This window comes from Rhodococcus sp. G-MC3 (assembly GCF_030063335.1).
GTDB lineage: Bacteria > Actinomycetota > Actinomycetes > Mycobacteriales > Mycobacteriaceae > Rhodococcoides.
Map to the genome: position 1 here is coordinate 258,026 of NZ_JASISW010000008.1, position 19,896 is coordinate 277,921.

General features: G+C 63.0%; 21 protein-coding genes, 1 tRNA gene and 1 pseudogene. 16 read left to right on the forward strand and 7 right to left on the reverse strand.

The genetic code is table 11. The features are described from left to right. Positions 1–150: 150 nt before the first annotated feature. The 3 genes from efeB to efeU are packed head-to-tail and all read right to left on the reverse strand — an operon-like array spanning position 151 to position 3,479. Positions 151–1,461, reverse strand: a complete 1,311-nt coding sequence (gene efeB, locus QMK17_RS11895) for an iron uptake transporter deferrochelatase/peroxidase subunit (protein WP_442972743.1) — start codon at positions 1,459–1,461, stop codon at positions 151–153. Further along, positions 1,442–2,581, reverse strand: coding sequence for an iron uptake system protein EfeO (efeO, locus tag QMK17_RS11900; protein WP_283509276.1), 1,140 nt, complete (start codon positions 2,579–2,581; stop codon positions 1,442–1,444). The genes efeB and efeO overlap by 20 nt, the downstream gene beginning before the upstream one ends. Positions 2,582–2,597: 16 nt before the next feature. After that, positions 2,598–3,479, reverse strand: coding sequence for an iron uptake transporter permease EfeU (efeU, locus tag QMK17_RS11905; protein WP_283509277.1), 882 nt, complete (start codon positions 3,477–3,479; stop codon positions 2,598–2,600). Between the two features lie 165 nt (positions 3,480–3,644). Here efeU and QMK17_RS11910 point away from each other — a divergent pair, with 165 nt between their 5' ends. The 8 genes from QMK17_RS11910 (at position 3,645) to QMK17_RS11945 (ending at position 10,281) form a co-directional block, all read left to right on the forward strand. Next, the gene (locus QMK17_RS11910) at positions 3,645–4,379 is read left to right on the forward strand and encodes a lytic transglycosylase domain-containing protein (protein WP_442972744.1); all 735 of its coding nucleotides are present in this window, start codon (positions 3,645–3,647) and stop codon (positions 4,377–4,379) included. A 123-nt stretch (positions 4,380–4,502) separates the two neighbouring features. After that, the gene (gene eno, locus QMK17_RS11915) at positions 4,503–5,789 is read left to right on the forward strand and encodes a phosphopyruvate hydratase (protein WP_283509279.1); all 1,287 of its coding nucleotides are present in this window, start codon (positions 4,503–4,505) and stop codon (positions 5,787–5,789) included. 29 nt (positions 5,790–5,818) lie between these two features. Continuing rightward, positions 5,819–6,496, forward strand: coding sequence for a septum formation initiator family protein (locus tag QMK17_RS11920; protein ID WP_283509281.1), 678 nt, complete (start codon positions 5,819–5,821; stop codon positions 6,494–6,496). Beyond that, positions 6,493–7,020, forward strand: coding sequence for a DUF501 domain-containing protein (locus QMK17_RS11925; RefSeq protein WP_283509283.1), 528 nt, complete (start codon positions 6,493–6,495; stop codon positions 7,018–7,020). Before QMK17_RS11920 ends, QMK17_RS11925 begins: the two co-directional genes overlap by 4 nt. Next, positions 7,017–7,961: a Ppx/GppA phosphatase family protein gene (locus QMK17_RS11930; protein ID WP_283509285.1), complete on the forward strand. Its 945-nt coding sequence runs from the start codon at positions 7,017–7,019 to the stop codon at positions 7,959–7,961. The genes QMK17_RS11925 and QMK17_RS11930 overlap by 4 nt, the downstream gene beginning before the upstream one ends. 104 nt (positions 7,962–8,065) lie before the next feature. Next, positions 8,066–9,493 (forward strand): short-chain fatty acid transporter, encoded by a 1,428-nt coding sequence (locus tag QMK17_RS11935; protein ID WP_283509287.1) that lies wholly within the window; start codon positions 8,066–8,068, stop codon positions 9,491–9,493. Between the two features lie 47 nt (positions 9,494–9,540). Beyond that, positions 9,541–9,617 (forward strand) — tRNA-Leu (locus tag QMK17_RS11940). Positions 9,618–9,681: 64 nt separating this feature from the next. Then, positions 9,682–10,281 carry an MmyB family transcriptional regulator gene (locus tag QMK17_RS11945; RefSeq protein ID WP_283509289.1) on the forward strand — a complete coding sequence of 200 codons (600 nt, stop codon included), beginning with the start codon at positions 9,682–9,684 and terminating at the stop codon, positions 10,279–10,281. Between the two features lie 162 nt (positions 10,282–10,443). Here QMK17_RS11945 and QMK17_RS11950 read toward each other — a convergent pair whose 3' ends face one another. Continuing rightward, positions 10,444–11,031 (reverse strand): TetR/AcrR family transcriptional regulator, encoded by a 588-nt coding sequence (locus QMK17_RS11950; protein WP_283509291.1) that lies wholly within the window; start codon positions 11,029–11,031, stop codon positions 10,444–10,446. Between the two features lie 77 nt (positions 11,032–11,108). Between QMK17_RS11950 and QMK17_RS11955 the strand changes: the two genes are divergently transcribed. Next, on the forward strand, positions 11,109–11,834 hold the full coding sequence (locus tag QMK17_RS11955) for an SDR family oxidoreductase (protein ID WP_283509293.1): 726 nt from the start codon (positions 11,109–11,111) through the stop codon (positions 11,832–11,834). Between the two features lie 161 nt (positions 11,835–11,995). Here the strand turns inward: QMK17_RS11955 and QMK17_RS11960 are convergent, their stop codons facing one another. Next, entirely contained in the window at positions 11,996–12,364 is a 369-nt protein-coding gene (locus tag QMK17_RS11960) for a DUF1330 domain-containing protein (RefSeq protein ID WP_283509295.1), read from the reverse strand. Between the two features lie 65 nt (positions 12,365–12,429). On the opposite strand from QMK17_RS11960, the gene QMK17_RS11965 reads away from it, so the two are divergent. From QMK17_RS11965 to QMK17_RS11975, 3 genes are all read left to right on the forward strand, one after another. Next, on the forward strand, positions 12,430–13,032 hold the full coding sequence (locus tag QMK17_RS11965) for a TetR/AcrR family transcriptional regulator (RefSeq protein ID WP_283509296.1): 603 nt from the start codon (positions 12,430–12,432) through the stop codon (positions 13,030–13,032). Positions 13,033–13,508: 476 nt separating this feature from the next. Then, entirely contained in the window at positions 13,509–14,102 is a 594-nt protein-coding gene (locus QMK17_RS11970) for an epoxide hydrolase family protein (RefSeq protein WP_283509297.1), read from the forward strand. Then, positions 14,099–14,368 (forward strand): hypothetical protein, encoded by a 270-nt coding sequence (locus tag QMK17_RS11975; RefSeq protein ID WP_283509298.1) that lies wholly within the window; start codon positions 14,099–14,101, stop codon positions 14,366–14,368. Before QMK17_RS11970 ends, QMK17_RS11975 begins: the two co-directional genes overlap by 4 nt. A 147-nt stretch (positions 14,369–14,515) precedes the next feature. On the opposite strand, the gene QMK17_RS11980 is transcribed toward QMK17_RS11975, so the two are convergent. Next, a complete protein-coding gene (locus QMK17_RS11980) occupies positions 14,516–15,829 on the reverse strand; it encodes a lipase family protein (RefSeq protein WP_283509300.1) in 1,314 nt (437 codons plus the stop codon). Then, positions 15,826–16,389 carry a TetR/AcrR family transcriptional regulator gene (locus QMK17_RS11985; RefSeq protein WP_283509302.1) on the reverse strand — a complete coding sequence of 188 codons (564 nt, stop codon included), beginning with the start codon at positions 16,387–16,389 and terminating at the stop codon, positions 15,826–15,828. Before QMK17_RS11985 ends, QMK17_RS11980 begins: the two co-directional genes overlap by 4 nt. A 79-nt stretch (positions 16,390–16,468) precedes the next feature. On the opposite strand from QMK17_RS11985, the gene QMK17_RS11990 reads away from it, so the two are divergent. The 4 genes and pseudogenes from QMK17_RS11990 to QMK17_RS12005 all read left to right on the forward strand — a co-directional run. Continuing rightward, complete coding sequence (locus QMK17_RS11990; RefSeq protein ID WP_283509334.1) at positions 16,469–17,266, forward strand: SDR family NAD(P)-dependent oxidoreductase; 798 nt, start codon at positions 16,469–16,471, stop codon at positions 17,264–17,266. Between the two features lie 41 nt (positions 17,267–17,307). Then, the gene (locus QMK17_RS11995; protein ID WP_283509304.1) at positions 17,308–18,258 is read left to right on the forward strand and encodes an alpha/beta hydrolase; all 951 of its coding nucleotides are present in this window, start codon (positions 17,308–17,310) and stop codon (positions 18,256–18,258) included. A gap of 43 nt (positions 18,259–18,301) precedes the next feature. Beyond that, the gene (locus QMK17_RS12000) at positions 18,302–18,847 is read left to right on the forward strand and encodes a DUF6924 domain-containing protein (RefSeq protein ID WP_283509306.1); all 546 of its coding nucleotides are present in this window, start codon (positions 18,302–18,304) and stop codon (positions 18,845–18,847) included. 168 nt (positions 18,848–19,015) lie between these two features. After that, positions 19,016–19,177, forward strand: a pseudogene (locus QMK17_RS12005) (diguanylate cyclase domain-containing protein); the annotation flags it as partial. Between the last annotated feature and the right edge of the window lie 719 nt (positions 19,178–19,896).

Below are 19,896 nucleotides of genomic sequence, written 5' to 3' on the forward strand. Positions count from 1 at the left end.
GGCATGAATGGACCATGGCAACGGTTAGACGGTTGTGGTGGTCCATTCATGTTGTGCGCGTAAGTTTTCCGGTTGGCATGAATGGACCATGGCAACGGTTAGACGGTTGTCATGGTCCATTCATGCCAAAAGCTGGCGAAACCGAACCGCTCACCCGAACAGCGTCGAACCCCAATAATCCGATTCGCCCAACCCCGGAGGGCACGCGAACACCGCCGACCCCACATGTTGGATGTACTCGTTGAGTAGATCCTTGCGAGCCAACGCCAGCTGCATGGGTACGAACTGTGTCAACGGGTCTCGGCAGTACGCGATGAAGAACAAGCCGGCGTCGAGGTGGCCGAAGCCGTCGGATCCGTCGGTGAAGTTGTATCCGCGACGCAGGATCTGAATTCCGCCGAGCTCTTCTTTGGATGCCAATCGGACGTGGGCGTCTTTGTCGATCAGCAAGCCATCCGGGCCTTTCGAGTCCAAATCGAGCGAGTCGAACTCGTCTTTGAGGCCCATGGGCGCGCCGGTTCCCTTGCTGCGCCCGATGACTCGCTCCTGTTCGTTCAGGACGGTGCGATCCCAGGATTCGATGAGCATCCGAATTCGTCGGGCAACCAGGAACGATCCCCCGGCCATCCATGGCTGATCGTCGGCCTCGTCGACCCACACGTTGTCTTCGAGCAGTGACGGGTCCTCGGCCTTCAGGTTCGCCGTTCCGTCCTTGAATCCGAACAGGTTTCGCGGCGTTGCCTGTGAGGTGGACGTGGAGGAGGTGCGTCCGAACCCGAGCTGCGACCACTTGACCGACACGGTGCCGAAGCCGACGCGCGCAAGGTTGCGAATCGCGTGCACGGCAACCTGCGGATCGTTGGCGCACGCCTGGATGCAGAGGTCTCCGCCGGACCGCCTGGGGTCCAAGTTGTCGGCCGGAAAGTGTTGCAGGTCAGCCAAAGATGCAGGCCGTGACGACTCCAACCCGAAACGCGAGAACAATCCGGGACCGAAGCCGATCGTCAATGTCAGCGATGACGCCGACAGTCCCAGTGCTTCACCGGTATCGGATGGCGGCTTGTATTCCCCGCCCCCGACGGCACCGTCGGGAAAGGTTTCGTCACCCGCGACGAGCCTTTCGGCCATCGCCGTCCACTCCTTCAGGAGCGAAACGAAGTCCTCGCGCGAGTCCGTGGTGATGTCGAACGCGACGAAGTGCATGCGGTCCTGGGCAGGAGTGACGATTCCTGCCTGGTGCTCGCCGCGGAAATCCACGACGTCGGACGCCGGTTCCGTGGTGGCGGCCGATGCGACGTAGCCGCCGACGGCACCGGCGCCGACGAGGGCAGCTCCCGCGCCGACGGCACCGAAAAGGCGCCGTCGGGACAGGCCCTGGAATTGACTTCTGGCCTCGCCAGCAGCCGAAGTGCCCGGTTCTCCAGCTGTGCGATGGTTGGAATTACTGTCCTGCGACGACACCCTGCACCTGACTCACTTCGGCGGACAGCGCATCGATCTTGTTCGAAAGCTCTTGGCGCTGTGGTTCGGTGACGGTGTCGTAGAACACGAAGCCGTCGCCACTACGGTACTTGGCAAGTTCGGCATCGAGTTCGGCGAACCGTGCATCGACTGCGGTGCCGAGCTCGGCATTGTTCTGATCGATGATCGGGCGGACCGCCGCGATGGCTGCCTGCGACCCGTCGACGTTGGCCTGGAAGTCCCAGAGGTCGGTGTGGGAGAAGAAGTCCTCTTCACCGCTGATCTTGGTCTTGGCGACCTCGTCGAGTAGGCCCTGTGCGCCACCGGCGACCTGAATCGGATCGACGGCGAAGTCGTCGGCCTTCACTTTGTCGGCGAGCTCGGAGATATCGGCTTCGAGCTGGTCGGCCATCGCGTTGGTGTCCGGCTGCAGTCGCTGCGTCCACAGATCCTTTTCGATGCGGTGGAAGCCGGTCCAGGTGTCTCCGGGCTCGACGTCGGGCTCACGGAGATCGAGGCGCGGGTCGAGGTCGTCGGGGAAGGCTTCGGCGACGGGCTCGATGCGCTCGTAGTAGCTACGCACGATCGGGAACTGAGCCTTGGCAGATTCGATGTCGCCTGCCTTGACTGCGGTCACGAATGTTGCAGCGGTCTCCTGCAGCGCGTCGACCTGGCTGACGACGTAGCGCTTGTAGCCGGAGGCGGCTTCCTCCACCAAGCCATCGTTGTCTGCCTGACGAATTGCCTCACCGGAGACGACGAAGTCCGCTCGTACGCCGTCGCCGACCATGCCTGCTTTGCAGGCGGTCTGGTAGGTGCCGGGGTCGGGCAAGGCAACGATGAGTTGACGCGTCAGACCAGGTCCGATGTTCTCGATCTCACCCATGACGCGGTCCCCTTCGCCGTAGACGTAGAACTCGGTGACCTTGCTTCCGTTGTTCGTGATCTGGAAGGTCGAGTTACCGGTTGCGCCTTCGGTGCTCGCAACGTCGCATGACGAGTCGGTCGCCGTGACGGCGATGTCCCCGGCACTCGTCTCGGACGAGGACTTCTCGGTACAGCCAGCGAGTGCCAAGGGTAGGACCGCGACGGCGGCCAGTGCGAAGGTGGTGTGTCGCATCTTCTTCTAACGCCTTTCAGGAGTTGGAGACAGCGTGCTCGGGATTCGCGGGAACGCGGACCGGGCGAAGGAAAAGGAATAGAACGATGACGATGTATGCCGTCCAACCGATGACCTGTAGGTAAGTCGGTTCGGGCCGAAAGTTGAAGATGCCGGCGAGCACGGTTCCGTACCAGCTCGAGGCGTCGTAATGCGCGGTGATGTCGAATGCGACGGCACTGCCGCCTGGCAGCCATCCGCCGATCTGCAGAGCCCGGATTCCGTAGGCGAGGATTCCAGCGGCGACGACGATCAGGAATATGCCGGTGTATTTGAAGAACACTGCGAAATTGATCTTGATCGCGCCGAAATAGAGGAACACCGTCAGTACGGCGGCAACGAGAATTCCGAGAAGCAGTCCGAGTAGCGGCCACAGGCTGCCGTTCGTGTTCTCGGCGTATCCGACCATCAGCAATGCGGTCTCGACGCCTTCGCGTCCAACGGCGAAGAACGACAGCGTGAGTACCGCAGTCGGTCCTACTGTCAGAGCTTTCTCCATGCCCGAGCGCAGTTCGCCCGAGATGTTCTTGGCGGCGGTGCGCATCCACAACACCATCGCCGTCACGATCGCGACGGCGGCGAGAGACGCGACTCCTGCGATCACCTCAGCTGTCAGGCCGGTGACGGTCGACGTGCCGTAGTGGATGACGAAGAAGATCAGTGCCACCATCGCCACTGCGGTTCCGACTCCGAGCCAAACCCACTTGAGAGTGTCGCGGCGACCCGCCTTCACCAGAAATGCCACCAGAATCATGACGACAATGCCGGTTTCCAGGCCTTCGCGAAGCCCGATCAGCCCACTACCGAACATCTGGGTGGCAATCGAGGGAGCTGTTTCAGCTACGGCGAGTACGGACACGGGTAGTGCTCCTGAGGGCTAAAACAAGGGCCGCCTGCCCTTGCGAAGGGTAGCCGACCCTCATCGAGACGGTCTCCAGCAATGTACACCCTTACCTCAGTCCCAAACCCTCATTGGCCTGCGCGTGACCTGCGCTTTAGGTTTCTATTACTTTTGATGTGGAGGATGGGTGGAGTGAAGAATCGATTGCCCTGCTTCGTCGCCGTGCTGTCGGTGGCACTGATCACGGCTGCATGTGGGGAATCCGAACCGCCGCGGGTCATCCCCGAGGGCATTCCGCCCGGCGCTGGAACGCCCGTGCCCGAGATCGATGTCAATGCGGTGGGCCGGACGGCCGATCTGCTCCTCGCCTGGGCGGATCCGCAGGCCGACGCGTTGAACATCTCGGCATCCGCGCTCGCCGCCTATGCACACGCCGCGGCCGTCATGTCCGACACTTCGCGTGGTTGCGGTATTGCGTGGACCACGCTCGCCGGCATCGGATATATCGAGAGCAGGCACGGCACCTACCAGGGCTCGTCCGTCGCCCCTGACGGCACGGTGTCCCCGCTGATTCGCGGCATCCCCCTCGACGGCGGACCAGGCGTCGCCGAAATCCCCGATACCGACGGGGGCGTGATGGACGGCGATCCGGTCCACGACCGAGCGATGGGACCGATGCAGTTCATCCCCGAGACCTGGAAGAAATGGGGAGTCGACGCCAACGGTGACGGCGTCGCCAACCCGGACAATCTCGACGATGCCGCGCTCACTGCCGCGCGTTATCTCTGTGCTCGCGGTGGAGATCTGCTGACCGCCGAGGGGTGGGAACGCGCATTGATGGCCTACAACCAATCCGGCGCCTACCTGCGCGACGTGCGCGACGCTGCCGCTGCGTACTCGGTCGGGACTGCCGCCTAGCGCGCAGTACTACCCGGTCACCGCGCAGGCCCCGCTCCTGCCGATGTACGCGGGAACCCCAGGGGAGCGGCTAGTCTTGCACCCGGCACAGTCCGCCCGTCCCCGTTACTAGGAGAAGCATTCGTGGCCATCATTGAGCAGGTCGGCGCTCGCGAGATCCTCGACTCCCGTGGCAACCCCACGGTCGAGGTCGAGGTCGCATTGGACGACGGAACCCTGACCCGCGCGGCGGTTCCCTCCGGTGCATCCACCGGAGAGCACGAGGCGGTCGAGCTTCGTGACGGCGGCGAGCGTTACGGCGGCAAGGGCGTGGAGAAGGCAGTCAACGCTGTGCTCGACGAGATCGCACCGGCCATCATCGGCCTCGACGCAATCGAGCAGCGTGCCGTCGACCAGATATTGCTGGACCTCGACGGCACCCCGAGCAAGTCCCGTCTCGGCGCCAACTCGCTGCTGGGCGTCTCGCTTGCCGTCGCCAAGGCTGCTGCAGAGTCCGCAGGTCTGGAATTGTTCCGCTACCTCGGCGGACCCAACGCGCACATCCTTCCCGTCCCGATGATGAACATCATCAACGGTGGCGCGCACGCGGACAGCGGCGTCGACGTCCAGGAATTCATGATCGCCCCCATCGGTGCGGCCACCTTCAAAGAATCCCTGCGCTGGGGCGCCGAGGTGTACCACTGCCTCAAGTCCGTCCTCAAGGACAAGGGCCTGTCCACCGGTCTCGGCGACGAGGGCGGCTTCGCTCCCGACCTTGCCGGAACCAAGGCAGCGCTCGACCTCATCCTCGAGGCCATCACCAAGGCAGGCTTCAAGGCGGGCGAGGACATCGGCCTGGCGCTCGATGTGGCAGCGACCGAGTTCTACACCGCAGGCACCGGCTACGCCTTCGAGCGCGAAACCAAGTCGGCCGAGCAGATGTCGGCGTTCTACGGCGAGCTCGTCGATGCGTACCCGCTGGTTTCCATCGAGGATCCGCTCGACGAGAACGACTGGGACGGCTGGGTTGCGCTCACCGAGGCAATCGGCGACAAGGTGCAGCTCGTCGGCGATGATCTCTTCGTCACCAACCCCGAGCGTCTCGAAGACGGCATCGTCAAGGGCGCGGCGAACGCGCTCCTGGTCAAGGTCAACCAGATCGGCACGCTCACCGAGACCCTCGACGCCGTCGATCTCGCGCACCGCAACGGCTACAAGACCATGATGAGCCACCGTTCCGGTGAGACCGAGGACACCACCATCGCTGACCTGGCAGTTGCCGTCGGCAGCGGCCAGATCAAGACCGGTGCTCCGGCTCGAAGCGAGCGCGTAGCCAAGTACAACCAGTTGCTGAGAATCGAAGAAGCTCTCGGTGACGCGGCGCGTTACTCTGGCGAGCTGGCTTTCCCCCGGTTCAATTACGAGGGATAGTTTTCAGCTCGCACGGTAAAGGCGGATAGATGGCGGCAGGACGAGGAAGGCCGGGGACAAGTCCAGGCGGACGTGATCCTCGGCCTCGTGGCCGCTCATCGGCGCGTGATCGGACGGCCGGTGCTGCGTCGGGTACCGAACGCAGCACCGGCCAGCCGGCGCCCGAACCGTCGGATCAGGCGCGCGACGCTGTGGTCGCCGGTAAGGCAGCGCCCAGGCGCGTCGGCGCCCGCACATCCGCGGGGGCAGAACGGACGTTCTTCGGCTTGTCCACCGCGCGCGCGGTCATCCTTGCGGTGGTGGTGTGCGCGCTGGCTCTTACGTTGGCCGTGCCGTTGCGAACATACTTTTCGCAGCGTGCCGAGCTGGATCAGGTGCTTGCCGACCGGCAGGACCTCGAAAACAAGGTCGCGGCCTTGGAACTCGAGAAGGCTCAACTCAACGACCCGGTGCGTATCGCTGCCGAAGCGCGCACCAGACTGCGGTGGGTCATGCCGGGCGAGACGCCGTATACCGTTCAGCTTCCGGGCGACGAAGGCCCGAGCGACGAAGAAGTGGCAGCAGCCAAGAAGTCCGAGGGGCCCTGGTACAGGGATCTCTGGGAATCAGCAGTTCAACCGCAGGAGACTCCGGACGCCGGGGCGCTAACGCCGCCTGCTGTCGTGCCGGCTCCTGCACCAGCACCAGAAGGAGGACCGGTCGGGTGAGCTCGCCAGTCTCGCAGGAAGATTTGGATGCGGTGGCGGCCCAGCTCGGGCGTGAACCTCGGGGCGTGCTGGAGATCGCCTATCGATCTCCCGACGGCAGGCCAGGCGTGGTGAAAACTGCACCCAAGCTGCCCGACGGCACGCCTTTCCCCACGTTGTACTACCTGACGGATCCGCGTCTCACCGCCGAGGCGAGCCGTCAGGAATCGGCAGGCGTCATGCGTGAGATGACCGAGCGGCTGGGCGAGGACGACGAGTTGGCGGCCGGTTATCGCCGGGCGCACGAGTCCTACCTCGCCGAGCGCAACGACATTGAATCGTTGGGAACCGATTTCACCGGTGGAGGCATGCCGGACCGGGTGAAGTGCCTGCACGTTCTGATTGCGCATTCCTTGGCGAAGGGGCCGGGTCTCAACCCGCTGGGCGACGAGTCCGTCGCTCTCGCGGCCGAGAACTCGTTGCGCGGCAAAGCAATTCCGGCCGACTGGCCCACCATCGCCGAACTTCGTGGGGAGAGAACGTGACCAGGGTTGCAGCTATCGATTGCGGTACCAATTCGATTCGTTTGCTCGTGGCGGACGTGAAGGACGGCGTCCTCACCGATGTCGCGCGCGAGATGCGCGTCGTGCGGCTGGGACAGGGCGTCGACGCGACGGGTTCCTTTGCGCCCGAAGCCATCGAGCGCACGCGAGTTGCGTTGGAGGAGTATGTCGGGATCATTCGTGAGAGCGGGGCGTCGTCTTTGCGTATGGTCGCGACTTCGGCGACGCGCGACGCATCCAACCGCGAAGAATTTTTTGCCATGACGCGTGAGTTGCTGGGGCCGATCGTTGAGGGTTCGGTCGCCGAGGTCATCACCGGTGACGAGGAAGCGCGGTTGTCGTTCGCCGGCGCTGTCGGTGAATTGAAGCCTGCCGGTGCGCCTTTCCTTGTGGTCGATCTCGGCGGCGGTTCGACGGAACTCGTTCTCGGCGATACCAAAGGCGTGCGTGCGGCTTTCTCGGCCAACATCGGGTGTGTTCGTTTGACCGAGCGATTCCTGCACAGTGACCCTCCCACCGCAGAGGAAATCGCCGGTGCCCGTTCCTATGTGCGCGAGAAGCTCGAGGAGGCCTTCGAAGAGGTGTCCATCGGAGACGCGTCGACGTGGGTTGGAGTTGCCGGCACCATGACCACCATCGCTGCGATCGCCGCAGGCCTGCCGGAATACGACGCCGAAAAGGTGCACCTGTCGCAGGTGTCGTTCGATGATCTGTTCGCGGTGTGCGACCGACTGGTCACTATGACGCGCGCGGAGCGAAGCGCGTTGGGGCCCATGCATCCAGGGAGGGTCGATGTCATCGGCGGCGGGTCGATCGTGTGCAGCGTGCTCGCGGAGGAGTTCGAGCGACGCGGCGCTGTCAGCACTTTGATCGTCAGTGAGCACGACATCCTCGACGGGATCGCGCTGTCCATCAAGGTGTAGGTCTGCAGATTTGCAGGTCTGATCTGCGGTGATGCGCCTTGCATCGGTGTCCGTTTCGGTGAACCCTGTGTCTGGGGTCACAACTGCCGAAATGAGGATCATCGATGACGACGACGCAGGCGCCCGCTGAGAAGGGGCTCGCACGAGCAGCCCAGGGGCTGGCTAGGGCCACCGAGAAATGGTTTCCCGACGCGTACATCTTCGCTCTTGTCGGCGTGCTCGTCGTCGCCGCCGCGGCGCTGATCAACGGATCGTCGCCGCAGGCGGTGGTAACAGCCTTCGGCAACGGCTTCTGGGACCTGACGGCGTTCACGCTGCAGATGGCGATGGTGGTGCTCACCGGCTACGTCGTCGCGACGTCTCCTCCGGTTGCCAAGTTGATCACGCGGCTGGCGCAGGTACCCGGGTCGTCGAGTACGGCAGTAAGTTTCGTGGCGTTGTTGTCGTGCACGGTGTCGTTTCTGAACTGGGGACTGTCGCTTGTCTTCGGCGGACTGCTGGCGCGTGCGATTGCACGACGGACGGATCTGAAGGTCGACTACCGAGCGCTCGGCGCTGCTGCCTTCATGGGGCTCGGCGCAGTCTGGGCACTGGGGATGTCGTCCTCGGCGGCGCAGCTGCAGGCAACGGCGAGTTCACTGCCGGCGACGCTGTTGTCCATCACCGGCGTACTCGATTTCGGCACAACAATTTTCACGTGGCAGTCACTGCTGATGTGCGTGATCATCATCGTTCTGACAGTCGTAATCGCACACTTCTCGGCGCCGAAGGGTGCAGCGATCAAGACGGCCGCCGACATGGAGGTCGACCTCGACGACACCGTCGCCGAACCCGCGCCGCGGAGTCGGCCAGGGGAGTGGCTGGAATACAGCCGAATCCTTCCGCTGCTTGCCGGCGCTATGACACTGGGATGGCTTGTCTCCCAGTTGTTGACGCTGCCGGTGCTATCGGTTGTAAGTTCGTTGAACGGGTACCTGCTTGTATTTCTGATGCTCGGTCTCGTGCTGCACGGGACGCCCCGACGGTTCCTTGATTCGGTAGCCAAGGCGGTGCCCGCAACGGCAGGAATTCTGGTGCAGTTCCCGCTGTATGCCGCGATGGCGGCCATGCTGACCAAAGCGGAGGGCAGAGGAGGCCTCACGATCTCCGAGCACCTCGCGAACTTCTTCACCGACGTCGGCAGTGGCGGAGGATTCGCCGTAGTGATCGCGGTCTACACCGTCGTACTCGGGTTGTTCGTACCGTCGGGCGGCGGCAAATGGCTTGTCGAGGCGCCGTACGTGATGCAGTCGGCGACAGACGTGCAGATGAACCTCGGATGGACCGTCCAGATCTACAACGTCGCCGAGGCGTTGCCGAACCTGATCAACCCGTTCTTCATGCTCCCGCTGCTCGCCGTGTTGGGTCTGCGGGCGCGTGATCTGATCGGGTTCACGTTCCTGCAGTTCATCTTTCACTTCCCGGTGGTCCTGCTGCTCGTGTGGTTACTCGGCATGACCTTCGACTTCGTGCCGCCGGTGATTCCGGGCTGATCGGGGCCCGATATGATCGTCACCGCCGGAGCCAAGCTCTGGTGGTGGCCCCTATAGCCCAATTGGCAGAGGCAACGGACTTAAAATCCGTCAAGTGTCGGTTCGAGTCCGACTGGGGGCACCAGAGTCCATATGGATCCAGATTTCTGGACCAGGACAGTGCTTTTGGGTTGGTAGCGTGGACTTCGGTGGCTTCCGACGGATCTGGTTGGACAACCGAGACAGCGGATTTGAAATCCGCGCGGGATCTGCGTCTTTTTCGCCGCATCTTCGCATTAGTGCAGTTCAGGGCCGTTTTTCGTAGAAAATGGCGCAACCTGATCGTTCAGGTGTTCACCGGGACGGCGACGCCGGTGCTGTGGGACGACTCGCATGCCGAGCACTTCGAGCGGGTGCTCGTTTCTGATCTGCGTACGGTGTCGATCAGGTTCCCCGAGGACCGATCTGTACGCGGGTTGATCGAGCGGCTGCACTCGATCGGTGAGCGTTTCACGCGATTGTGGGGCGAGGGTTCCATTGTCGACAACCGGGTGGGCGTGAAAAGTTTCGCGCATCCGGTGGTCGGTTACATCACCGTCGATTGTGACGTGTTCACCGTGGTCGGGACCGATCTGCGGATCGTGACGTATTCCGCTGCACCGGGTACCGAGGACGCGTCGAAGTTCGACCTCGTTCGCGCGATGGGCTCCGGCGATCCCCTCGAATCGCCCAATCACTCTCAGCGTGTGCGTCTTTCAGTGGCTCACGAGGAGGAGCACCATCTCCGAGACCGGAAGAGCGAGAAATAGCGGTGCGCCTGCCATATCGCGATCACCTGTCCGAATGTGAACGATGATCGCTCAACCGAAGTACAGGACCGAGTACGTGTCGATCGACGATCGATGTTGAGCCAGACCCGGTTGTGACCGCGCACAGGCTCTGGGCGTGACACAGGGTGGGTCGTGCGGTGGTCAGGTGAAAATCCCTGCGGTTCCGATTGCGACCCGTCGCCGTGCGGCCTGAATGTCGTCGTGAAATCGATCGACGCCCCACGACAGGGTGGTGGCCAGCTCGAACACCTCGTCTGCGGTGACGGAGTTGTCCACGTCGCCAGATGATTTCGCAGCGTCGAGGAGAGCTGCGGTCTGGTTGGCCAGCGGGTTGCACGCTTCGTTGACGGGAGATTCCGGGTCGCGGTGCGCGCTCGCGATGCAGTAGGGGAGGTCGTGCCAGATGCGAAGTTGCCATGTCAAACGAATCAGCCATTCCTCGAGTGCCTGCCGGGGGGAGAGGTTGCGAGACAACTCGTTCGACTCTTCGAGTGCTGCGTCGATGTTCGTTTCCATGACCGCAGAGAGAAGGTCGTCCCTGGTGGGGAAGTTGCGATACAAAGTGGCATTTCCCACGCCCGCGCGCAGGGCGATGCCATCCAGAGAGGCCAGGACGCCCTCGTCTTCGAACGTCGCGCGCGCTGCACGCAGGATGGCATCGCGGTTTCGCTTGGCATCGGCGCGAAGCGGACGCAGTGCCTTCCCCGCCGCGCGAGATTCCTCGGTCATGCACACCTCCTTGACTATGTGGGGACTATCCCCGCATACTGTTTCGGGGGCATTCCCCACATAGCCTAGGAGTATAGATGAGCAACTCACTCGCCGGGAAAACAGTGCTGGTGACCGGCGCCAATGGAGGTCTCGGAGAACAATTCGTGGCCCAGGCGCTCGAACGCGGTGCCGGCAAGGTCTACGCGGCAGCGCGCACACCGCGGCAGTGGGAAGACGCCCGCGTTCAGCCGTTGACGCTCGACATCACGAATCCCGACGACGTCTCACGAGCCGTCGCGACCGCGTCGGACGTCGACCTTCTCGTCAACAATGCCGGAATCGCACCGGAGGGCGACCTGATCTCGGGCCCGGAGGAAGACCTGCGCACAGTATTCGAGACGAACTTCTTCGGCATGCTGCGAGTCGCGAATGCATTCAGCCCCGTGCTCGCCGCCAACGGTGGCGGAACCATGCTGAACATCTTGTCGACGGCGGGCTGGCTCAACATCCCGACCGGTTACGCGGCGTCCAAGGCAGCCGCATGGTCGGCCACCAATGCGTTGCGAACGGCGTTGCGGGAGCAAGGCACGCATGTCATCGGGCTTCAGGTAGGCATGATCGACACCCCGATGACGGTTCGGTGGGACGTTCCGAAGGTCAGCGCGGAAAGTGTTGTGGCCCAGGCGTACGACGCAGTAGTCGACGGCACCATCGAGGTTCTGGCGGACGACACGACACGCGAACTGAAAGCCCGGTTGAGCCTGAAAGCCGAAGAGCTGTACCCCTGGCTCGACGAACAGCTGGCTGCATTCGTACCCTGAGGCCCCTGGCGTCGGACGGAACCCGAAACCACAAGGAGTTCTAAGAGAAGGTCAGAATGCCGAATGTTCTCGGTCGCTGTTCGGTGGCGTGCAGCGAAGGAAAAACATGGGAGCAACACGACCGCGCCGATCAGGGTATCGGAGCACTGCTTTGAATCGGGCTAGGCGGCCGGAACCGTCGGCTGCAGCACGGTTTCGAGCAGCGCCGCGGTTCGGAGGTGCTCGAATTCTCGATACGTCGGGTCACGCACCATGTCGACGAAATGCTGTCGATCGGGGTACTGGACCAACGCCACCATGTCCCAGTCCTGCCCGTCTTCCGCGACCAACGCGGCGGTTCCTTGACCGGCATAAAGGACTCGCAGCCCGTACTTTTCGTTGATCCCGGTCGCCGAGAATCGCTGAACATAGTCCATGTACTTCTCGGCCCCGCCGTCGGGGTGAAAGCGCAGCAGGTTGAGCATCACCACCGGTCCGCCCCGGTCGTCAGCCAGATAGCTGTCGAGTCCGGCTTCGTCGAAATGAATCATCAGAGCCTCCTATTTACTTGCTGTGCGTCAAGCAACTGTAGCATCGTGATTCGGAGGTGGAACCGATGAAAGAACGACGCACGCAGGTCGATCGCAGAGCGGAGACGGAACGACGAGTGCTCGACGCCGCGACGGCCCTCATCGCCGAACGGGGACCGCGCGCCTTGTCGCTGGCCGAGGTCGGGCGCCTGGCGGGATACAGCAGGGGGATCGTCAACCACCAGTTCGGCAGCAAACAACATCTTCTCGTGGCCGTCGTATTGCGCGCCCAGCAATTCGACGTCCCGCACACCGGGGGATCAGGACTGGACAGGCTGGCAGTGCTCGTCCAGACGCACCTGACCAGCCTGCGAGACCGTGCGCCGAACGGACGCGCCTTCTTGCGCTTGTGGACAGACTCCCTCGGCTCCGACTCCACCTTGGAGCCAATATTCTTGCTGCGCGACAAGTGGTTTCGCGACATCCTTGCAAGCCACATTCGGACCGGCATCGACGACGGCTCCGTCCGGCCCGACTGCAACCCGGACGTCGTGGCGCTCGCGTTGCTCGGAACCGTTCGCGGAATCGGCCTACAACTCGTCAACAGTGCCGAGGATGTGTCTGTCGACCTGATCGCGCAGCAGGTAGCGGACCTCGTCACGCACGGGCTGGCTACCGAAACGAAGTGAGGCAGGCCAGACTTCCAAACCCAACCCATTACTTCCTCAAGGCCGGAACTCTCAACAGCATCCAGCGAGACGAAGGGGCCCCGTGCAGAATGCCGAAATTGCCGTCTACGCCCTCGCGTGCGGTCAGGTGTTCATGGGATCAGGATGAGCTTGCCGCGGACGTGGTTGCCTTGGCCGACATGGAAGGCGCGAGCCCGCTTCGGCTAGGGGGATGCGCTCCTGGATGGTAAAGCGAACCACGCCTTGCACGGCGAGCTCGGTCACCGCGGCCATGAGGGGTTCGAGGCCCGCGGTCGATGCTCTGACGGGTGCAATGCCGGATCCGGCGGAGTGTTCGTCCTGTGCCACCGTGGTCGCGCGTGTGAGATCGGGCAGGAGGTCGATTGTCGCGCTGACGCAGCCGGGCCCACCGTGCGCATCGAACACCGCATTGACACCGCCGAGCTAGCTGGGTCGACGACTTCAGCTGGCGAGAGGTGGAGAAGCAGCTCGCGTCGTTCCCTCAATACATGGTGGAGATCGACGGGCAGCGCATCCACTACCTGCACGTGCGGTCCTCGCGCGCCGACTCCACGCCAGTCCTGCTGTGTCACGGGTGGCCGGGGTCATACCTCGAGTTCCTCGACCTCATTCCATTGCTGACCGAGCCGGACAACGCAGCCCTCCAGGTATTCGACGTGATCGTGCCATCGGTCCCCGGATTCGCTTTCTCCACACCGCTGTCCGGTGACGGGTGGAGTACCGATCGAGTGGCACAGGCGCTCGTCGAATTGATGAGCTTCCTCGGGTACGGCTCGTACGTCGTGCAGGGCGGCGATTACAGTGCCGGGGTGGCACCGGCGGTGGGTCGTCTCGATCCGCAGCACTGCGACGCAATACATGTCAACGGGTCCATCTCCATCCAGTCGACGCGTCCACAGCTGATCGGTGCCGCTCTGACTGACAGTCCATCGGCCAGCTGTCATGGATGCTGGACAAATTTCGGGCGTGGACGTATCCGTTCGACCAGGAACCGGACGGTGCCCTTGGCCGCAACCGGATACTCGCCCAGGTCACCCTGTATTGGTTGACGCGGAGCGCCGGTTCCGCCGCGTACACCGTGTACGCGGCGGATGGAGGGGCCTGGGCCGGTCCGCAGGCAAAGCCGTCGCAACCGGTCGGTGCCATCATGTTTGCGCACGACATCGGCATCAGGCACCTTGCGGAAAAAGAGTTCGACATCGTGCACTGGACCGAGGTTCCGGATCACGGTGGGCACTTTGCGGCGATGGACGAGCAGGTGCGTCGTGCCGCGGATCTTCGTTCGTTTCTGTCCGCGTTACCGTCGGCCGGTTGACCGACCTTTCGGACCGTCCTCGTTGCGGCTCAGTCGCTGTGGCTCGTGCCTACGGTAACCGTCTCGACCGCTTCATCGGGATAGCGCTTGCCGGATCGACCGAACCGTCTCGTGTACGGCACTCTTCGGGCCCGATACCTTTGTGTATCAACCGATTCGGCCGGCGAATGCGCGTCCGGTGGACACAGCGAGTCCGAGCAAACCGCGCACTCCCGGCAATGATCCCGCCAGCGACCACACGGTGTTCGTCGACGATTCGTCGGTCGGCTTGCCCGCGAAGCGATCCGAGAGCCAATCCAGAGTGACGGGGGCTGCGATCGGGTGCAGCGACAGGTGTTCGCTGAGGCGATCGCGGATATACGTAACGTTCGCTCCCGCAGCGAGATACCGGCGCACTTGCCCGTCCACATCGTCCACGTCGATCATCGGATCATGCACCGCCTGCACCACGAGAAGCGGAAACTGGGGTGCCGACCTGCCGGGCTGAATATCCTGAAAGATCTGCACCATCGCGGGTGTCGCCAGGAGGTCTGCCATCGGGATATCGAGGTGCCGCTCCAGATCGTGCATCACCATGGACACGACGGCGTGCACTGTCGTCTTGCGATGTAGGGATGAGAGGGTCTCGAGCCCCGTAGCAGCGACGTGTTCGCGAACGAGGCGGTCGAGTACGGGGTAGGTGCGACGTAGGCCCTCCACCACCATCGCGGGTAGCGCCGCGAAGATCGTGCCGTTGAGGCGGGAAAATGCCGACCCGGGATCGCCGACGGGCGATCCGAGAGCTGCGCCGACGATGTCGAGTTCAGGGGCGTAGTCGGCCGCAGCCTCCGCGGCCCATGACGTCGCCAATCCGCCGCCCGAGTACCCCCACAGCGCGACAGGGGTGGTAGCGGCGAGGTCGAGCGGCTCGAAAGACAGTGCCGCGCGGACTCCGTCGAGTGTGCAGTAGCCGGGCTCAATCGGTGCTCCCCACTGCCCGTTCATGCCTTCGTGATCGGGAAGGGACAGAACCCATCCGCGGCGCAGTGCATACAGGATGATCATGAACTCGAACTGCGGTACTGAGCCGACAGCTCGAGCGCCCGCCCGCAGGACATAAGACGGGAAACACCGATCCGAGACGGCGTCGATCGCGCATTGATATGACAGCAGGGCGCGCTGCGGACGCGGTCGGCCCCCGACCGGAAGAACCACCGTCGTGACCGAGACACGCGCTGCCCCGTCGAGGCTGGTGGTCCGGTACAGAAGTTGCCACGCCGACACCTTCTGCCGGATGACGCCGAACAACGCGAGGGTCACCTCGCGGGACCGCAACACTGTCCCCGGCTCCGCGCGCTCGAAACCGGCAGGGGCCCGATAGAACGGGTCCATGCTGGGAATCGTGACGATTGATTCCGAGTCGGAGTGGTCGGCCGCGGCTCGCGGACGATCGGTCGACGCGGCATCGGGTTCGATACTCATGGTGGATCACTTCCTGGTGCGGGTGCGATGGTTTCGACGAGTTGGTCGATGACCGCTCGGGAGTCTGCAGGCGACGCCGCGTGAGTCAGCAATCCCTCGACGACGAACGTACCGATGCGGAGCATGGCATCGGCTGCCTCACCGGACAGGCCTGCAGCTTCGATATCGGCGGCGAACAGAGATTCAGCGAAGGCATGAAACCCGTTGTGCCATTGTTCGATGGCCTCGGACTCGGTCACCCGATCGTGCACGGTGGAGACCAATGGGCCCACTTTCCGTAACCGCTCTACCAACCAGAACAGCCGGTCGGCCAGCGGTAGGTCGACGACGTCGAGATAGTCCGTGGCGTCCTCGGCGGCGATGGCCGTCAGAACGGCGACCAGGATGTCGTCTTTGTCGCCGAAGTACCAGTACAGCGTATTCGCGGTGACGCCTGCTGCTTTCGCAAGACGGCTGACCGAGGTGCGGTCGAAGCCGTCGGACACGAACATCTCGCGGGCAGCGACCACGATGTCCCCTCGCTTGCTCTCCCGGTCGTGGAGTCCGCGGTTCCTGGGCATACGACCAACTATATCTTGAATGACCTTCAAGAGCCTGCTACCGTCCTTGGATACCGTTCAAGAGAGTGGAGGCTCGTCGATGTCGAAGACCGGAAGAACCGCGCTGATCACCGGAGCATCAGCAGGTATAGGCGAGGCATTTGCTCGACACCTCGCAGCCGAGGGAAACAACCTCGTTCTCGTCGCACGCCGCGCAGATCGGCTCACCGCGCTGGCGGACGAGCTGTCGTCCCAGCACGACGTGCGATGCGACGTCGTACCGGCGGACCTCGCCGATCGCTCTGCGCCCCGGGCCATCCTCGAGAAGACGAAATGCCTCGGCGTCGACGTCGACATCCTCGTCAACAACGCGGGAATGTCTGGAAACTCCACGTTCGCAGATACGCCGTTCGACGCACTCGCCGCGGAGATACAGGTGATGATCACTGCCGTCACCGAACTCACTCATCTCACGGTGCCCGGCATGAAAGAACGTGGATATGGCCGGGTCGTGAATCTGTCGTCGTTGGCGGCGTTGCTTCCACCTGGTGCAAGTCTGCTGTACACCGGAATCAAGTCCTATGTGCTCGACATGTCGCAAGCACTCGACATGGAGTTGCGGCCGCACGGCATCCACGTGACTGCGCTCTGCCCTGGTTTCACCCACAGCGAGTTCCACGACGTCATGGGAACCCGAGATGCAGCGACCTCCAAGCTGCCCTCTCTTCTGTGGCAGACCCCCGAGGATGTCGTCAGAGAAGGATGGCGGGCAGTGAACAACGGCAAGCCGGTGTGTGTGCCCGGGATCGTCAACAAAGTGACTGCTGCTGCAGCAAAGCCGATTCCGACTCGCATCGGCTACTTCCTCGGCAAGACCCTCAACCCTTTCAAGCTGTGAGATCCGATCGCCACCCTGCTGCAGAACAGAGAGACAAACGCGTGACCACCGACGAACACACTGGCTTCACCCGTACCGAAACATCGTTCACATCGGACGGAGTTCGTTGTGCGGCCACGGTATTTCGTCCCTCTATGTCGGCCGCCAGGGCACGGCCGGCAATCGTGATGGCGCACGGATTCGGCACACCTCGGGCAATGCGCCTGTACGCGTACGCCGAGCGTTTCGTCGAGGCCGGCTACGTGGTCTGCGTCTTCGACTATCGGTACTTCGGGGACAGTGACGGCGAACCGCGCCAACTGTTGGACGTGAGTTCGCAGCTTGCCGATTGGCGAAGCGCAGTCGACTTCGCTCGCTCGCTCGACGGCGTCGACGAGAACCGAATTGTCGGATGGGGCACGTCGTTCGCAGGCGGGCACGTACTCACGTTGGCGGGCAACGGTATTCGGTTCGCAGCGGTCATTGCCCAGGTGCCCCACATCGACGGTATTGCCGCCGTTCGCGCGACCGGGTTCAGACAGGCGCTGCGGCTGGCCCCGGCCGCCATCACCGATAGCGTCCGCTCTGTCCTCGGGCGATCGCCGCACTACGTCGACAGTGTCGGGCTGCCGGGCGCACGCGCTGTGATGGTCTCACCCGATGCGATGAAAGGGCGTGACCGCTTGGTCCAGGAGTCGGGGCTGTCCGACGGCGACTACCCCGAAACCGTTGCAGCGCGGATACTGCTGAAGATCTGGCGGTACTCCCCGGGCCGTACGATGTCCGCTATCGACTGCCCTACGCTGGTGCAGATCGCGTCCGACGATTCCGTCACCCCGGCGTCCGTCGCACAACGCGCCGCGGCGAACGTTCGAAAGGCCACGGTACGTACCTACTCAGGCGGTCATTTCGACCCGTACGTTGAGCCACTGTTCTCCTCGGTGATACGAGATCAGCTGACGTTTCTGGCCGATAACGTGCCCCTGCAACTCCGGGCCGTCCCCTCCGCCTGACCGAACGGTTCGGTGCACCCCACAGTTCTCGGATTGGATCGCCATGCCCGACGGAACGAACAACTCTGAACTTTGGCTGCTGCGAACATATTTCGGTGATGACGACGATACCGCGTGGACCACCCTGACGGAGCAGGCCCGCCGCATGCGATCGTCGGTATCAGGTGCCGCGCTGGTCATTTCCTCGGACCGGACGCAGTGTCAGCAGCGCATTCGTCGGGTCCTCACGCGACTGGCCACGCGTGCCGAGGCGAACGACGGCTTGTACGTGGCGATCGCAGACAAGCAGACGTTCGCACGCCACGATCGAATGCTGCTCACCATCGACTGTTCGGCAGTTCCACGTGATGCCGAACGGATACCGACGACCCGCACGGCCCCGCCCAGTGCATTTCGGTTGGGTATCGATGGCCGATCACCGAATACCGGGCGTTCGATCGACCCGGCTCGCCGACCGGTGGCGGAAGTTACACCTGCACAGATCGATTCCGAGCGAACCGTTGCCGATTTCACGGCAAGCGTCGGCGACGCGATCCGAGCCAGTCTGCGGTGGCGAACGGAGATGACGCGAGACGGTTCCTGTGGGTAGACACCGGGAATCGCCGGCAAGAACTACGCCCACCCACACATTCCGGCGGGCGCTCGGACGTACGACGAATCTCCCGACCCGCTGGCAGCGCTTCAGGGCGCATGCTGCTTGCGCTGGTCGGCGCGTATACGGCCCACTTCGCCCGACCTGAAGTGATTCAAAGCAGTCAGCGACCACCATGGCCATTCCGCGGGTGATCTGGCACTGAGACTGACAGCGATGCGCCTGACCATGTCTGCCGGCAGGCACGCCGTCGTCGCGAGACTGGGTGGTGACGAATTCGTCGTCCTCGTTCCTGATCCCACGCCGACCCTCGGCGAGTTTCGCTGATAGGTTGCGCCGTGCTGTACACAACGTCGACGACGACATCGCGATCACGGGCAGCATCGGCGGTTCGTTGCCGCAAATGGACCGCAGCACTTCCCAGGAGGTATTCGAGGAGACACTGGCCGCCGCCGACGCTGCTCTCTTTACTGTAAAACGCAACGGCCGCAACCGCACCGCGGCTGGCTCGCCCACACATCGCGGGGAGTCCGAATCGGGAGTAATAGGTAGATTGCGGTGGAGGCGTTGGTCGTTGAAGTGACGGGAAAAGTAGAGAGGTTGGAATGCTGAGGTAAACCGGACTCCGCTTGTCGTACAGCTCGGTCACGCACTTCGGTGCACTCTGTCCGTGTAGGTCCGTCGCTATATGCCACGGTTCACGCCCGTCCGCTCGGATCGGGTTAGGTGAGGTTGGGTGTCACGAGTGGCACAACTCAGTACGATCGTTCATGGACTCGGTGGGCGAGTCAGTCCTCGGGTGGCGTGAATTGGCTCGCGGTGAATTGCGCGCCTTGCGGATCGCGTATCAACGCGTCCTTCGTCCAGTCGGTGTCGGTGGTCGTCAAAACTGTGGCGCCGAGGTGTTGTGCTGTCTTAACCTGAATACACCGATGAAGTGACAACTGAGCGCGAGTTGTGAATACGAAATGCCCTGTCGTGGTGAAAGAATCAATCTTGTCTAGGGAAAGATTCGGCCACTACGAAGGGCATCTCGCAGATGCAAC

Excerpts from the sequence above, each read along its gene's own strand:
- QMK17_RS11990 (WP_283509334.1), top strand. The coding sequence starts at position 16,469 with ATGTCGAAGACCGGAAGAACCGCGCTGATCACCGGAGCATCAGCAGGT.
- QMK17_RS11920 (WP_283509281.1), top strand. The coding sequence starts at position 5,819 with ATGGCGGCAGGACGAGGAAGGCCGGGGACAAGTCCAGGCGGACGTGAT.
- QMK17_RS11985 (WP_283509302.1), bottom strand. The coding sequence starts at position 16,389 with ATGCCCAGGAACCGCGGACTCCACGACCGGGAGAGCAAGCGAGGGGAC.
- efeO (WP_283509276.1), bottom strand. The coding sequence starts at position 2,581 with ATGCGACACACCACCTTCGCACTGGCCGCCGTCGCGGTCCTACCCTTG.
- QMK17_RS11910 (WP_442972744.1), top strand. The coding sequence starts at position 3,645 with ATGGGTGGAGTGAAGAATCGATTGCCCTGCTTCGTCGCCGTGCTGTCG.
- QMK17_RS11980 (WP_283509300.1), bottom strand. The coding sequence starts at position 15,829 with ATGAGTATCGAACCCGATGCCGCGTCGACCGATCGTCCGCGAGCCGCG.
- QMK17_RS11935 (WP_283509287.1), top strand. The coding sequence starts at position 8,066 with ATGACGACGACGCAGGCGCCCGCTGAGAAGGGGCTCGCACGAGCAGCC.
- QMK17_RS11965 (WP_283509296.1), top strand. The coding sequence starts at position 12,430 with ATGAAAGAACGACGCACGCAGGTCGATCGCAGAGCGGAGACGGAACGA.
- QMK17_RS11955 (WP_283509293.1), top strand. The coding sequence starts at position 11,109 with ATGAGCAACTCACTCGCCGGGAAAACAGTGCTGGTGACCGGCGCCAAT.
- QMK17_RS12000 (WP_283509306.1), top strand. The coding sequence starts at position 18,302 with ATGCCCGACGGAACGAACAACTCTGAACTTTGGCTGCTGCGAACATAT.
- QMK17_RS11950 (WP_283509291.1), bottom strand. The coding sequence starts at position 11,031 with ATGACCGAGGAATCTCGCGCGGCGGGGAAGGCACTGCGTCCGCTTCGC.
- QMK17_RS11960 (WP_283509295.1), bottom strand. The coding sequence starts at position 12,364 with ATGATTCATTTCGACGAAGCCGGACTCGACAGCTATCTGGCTGACGAC.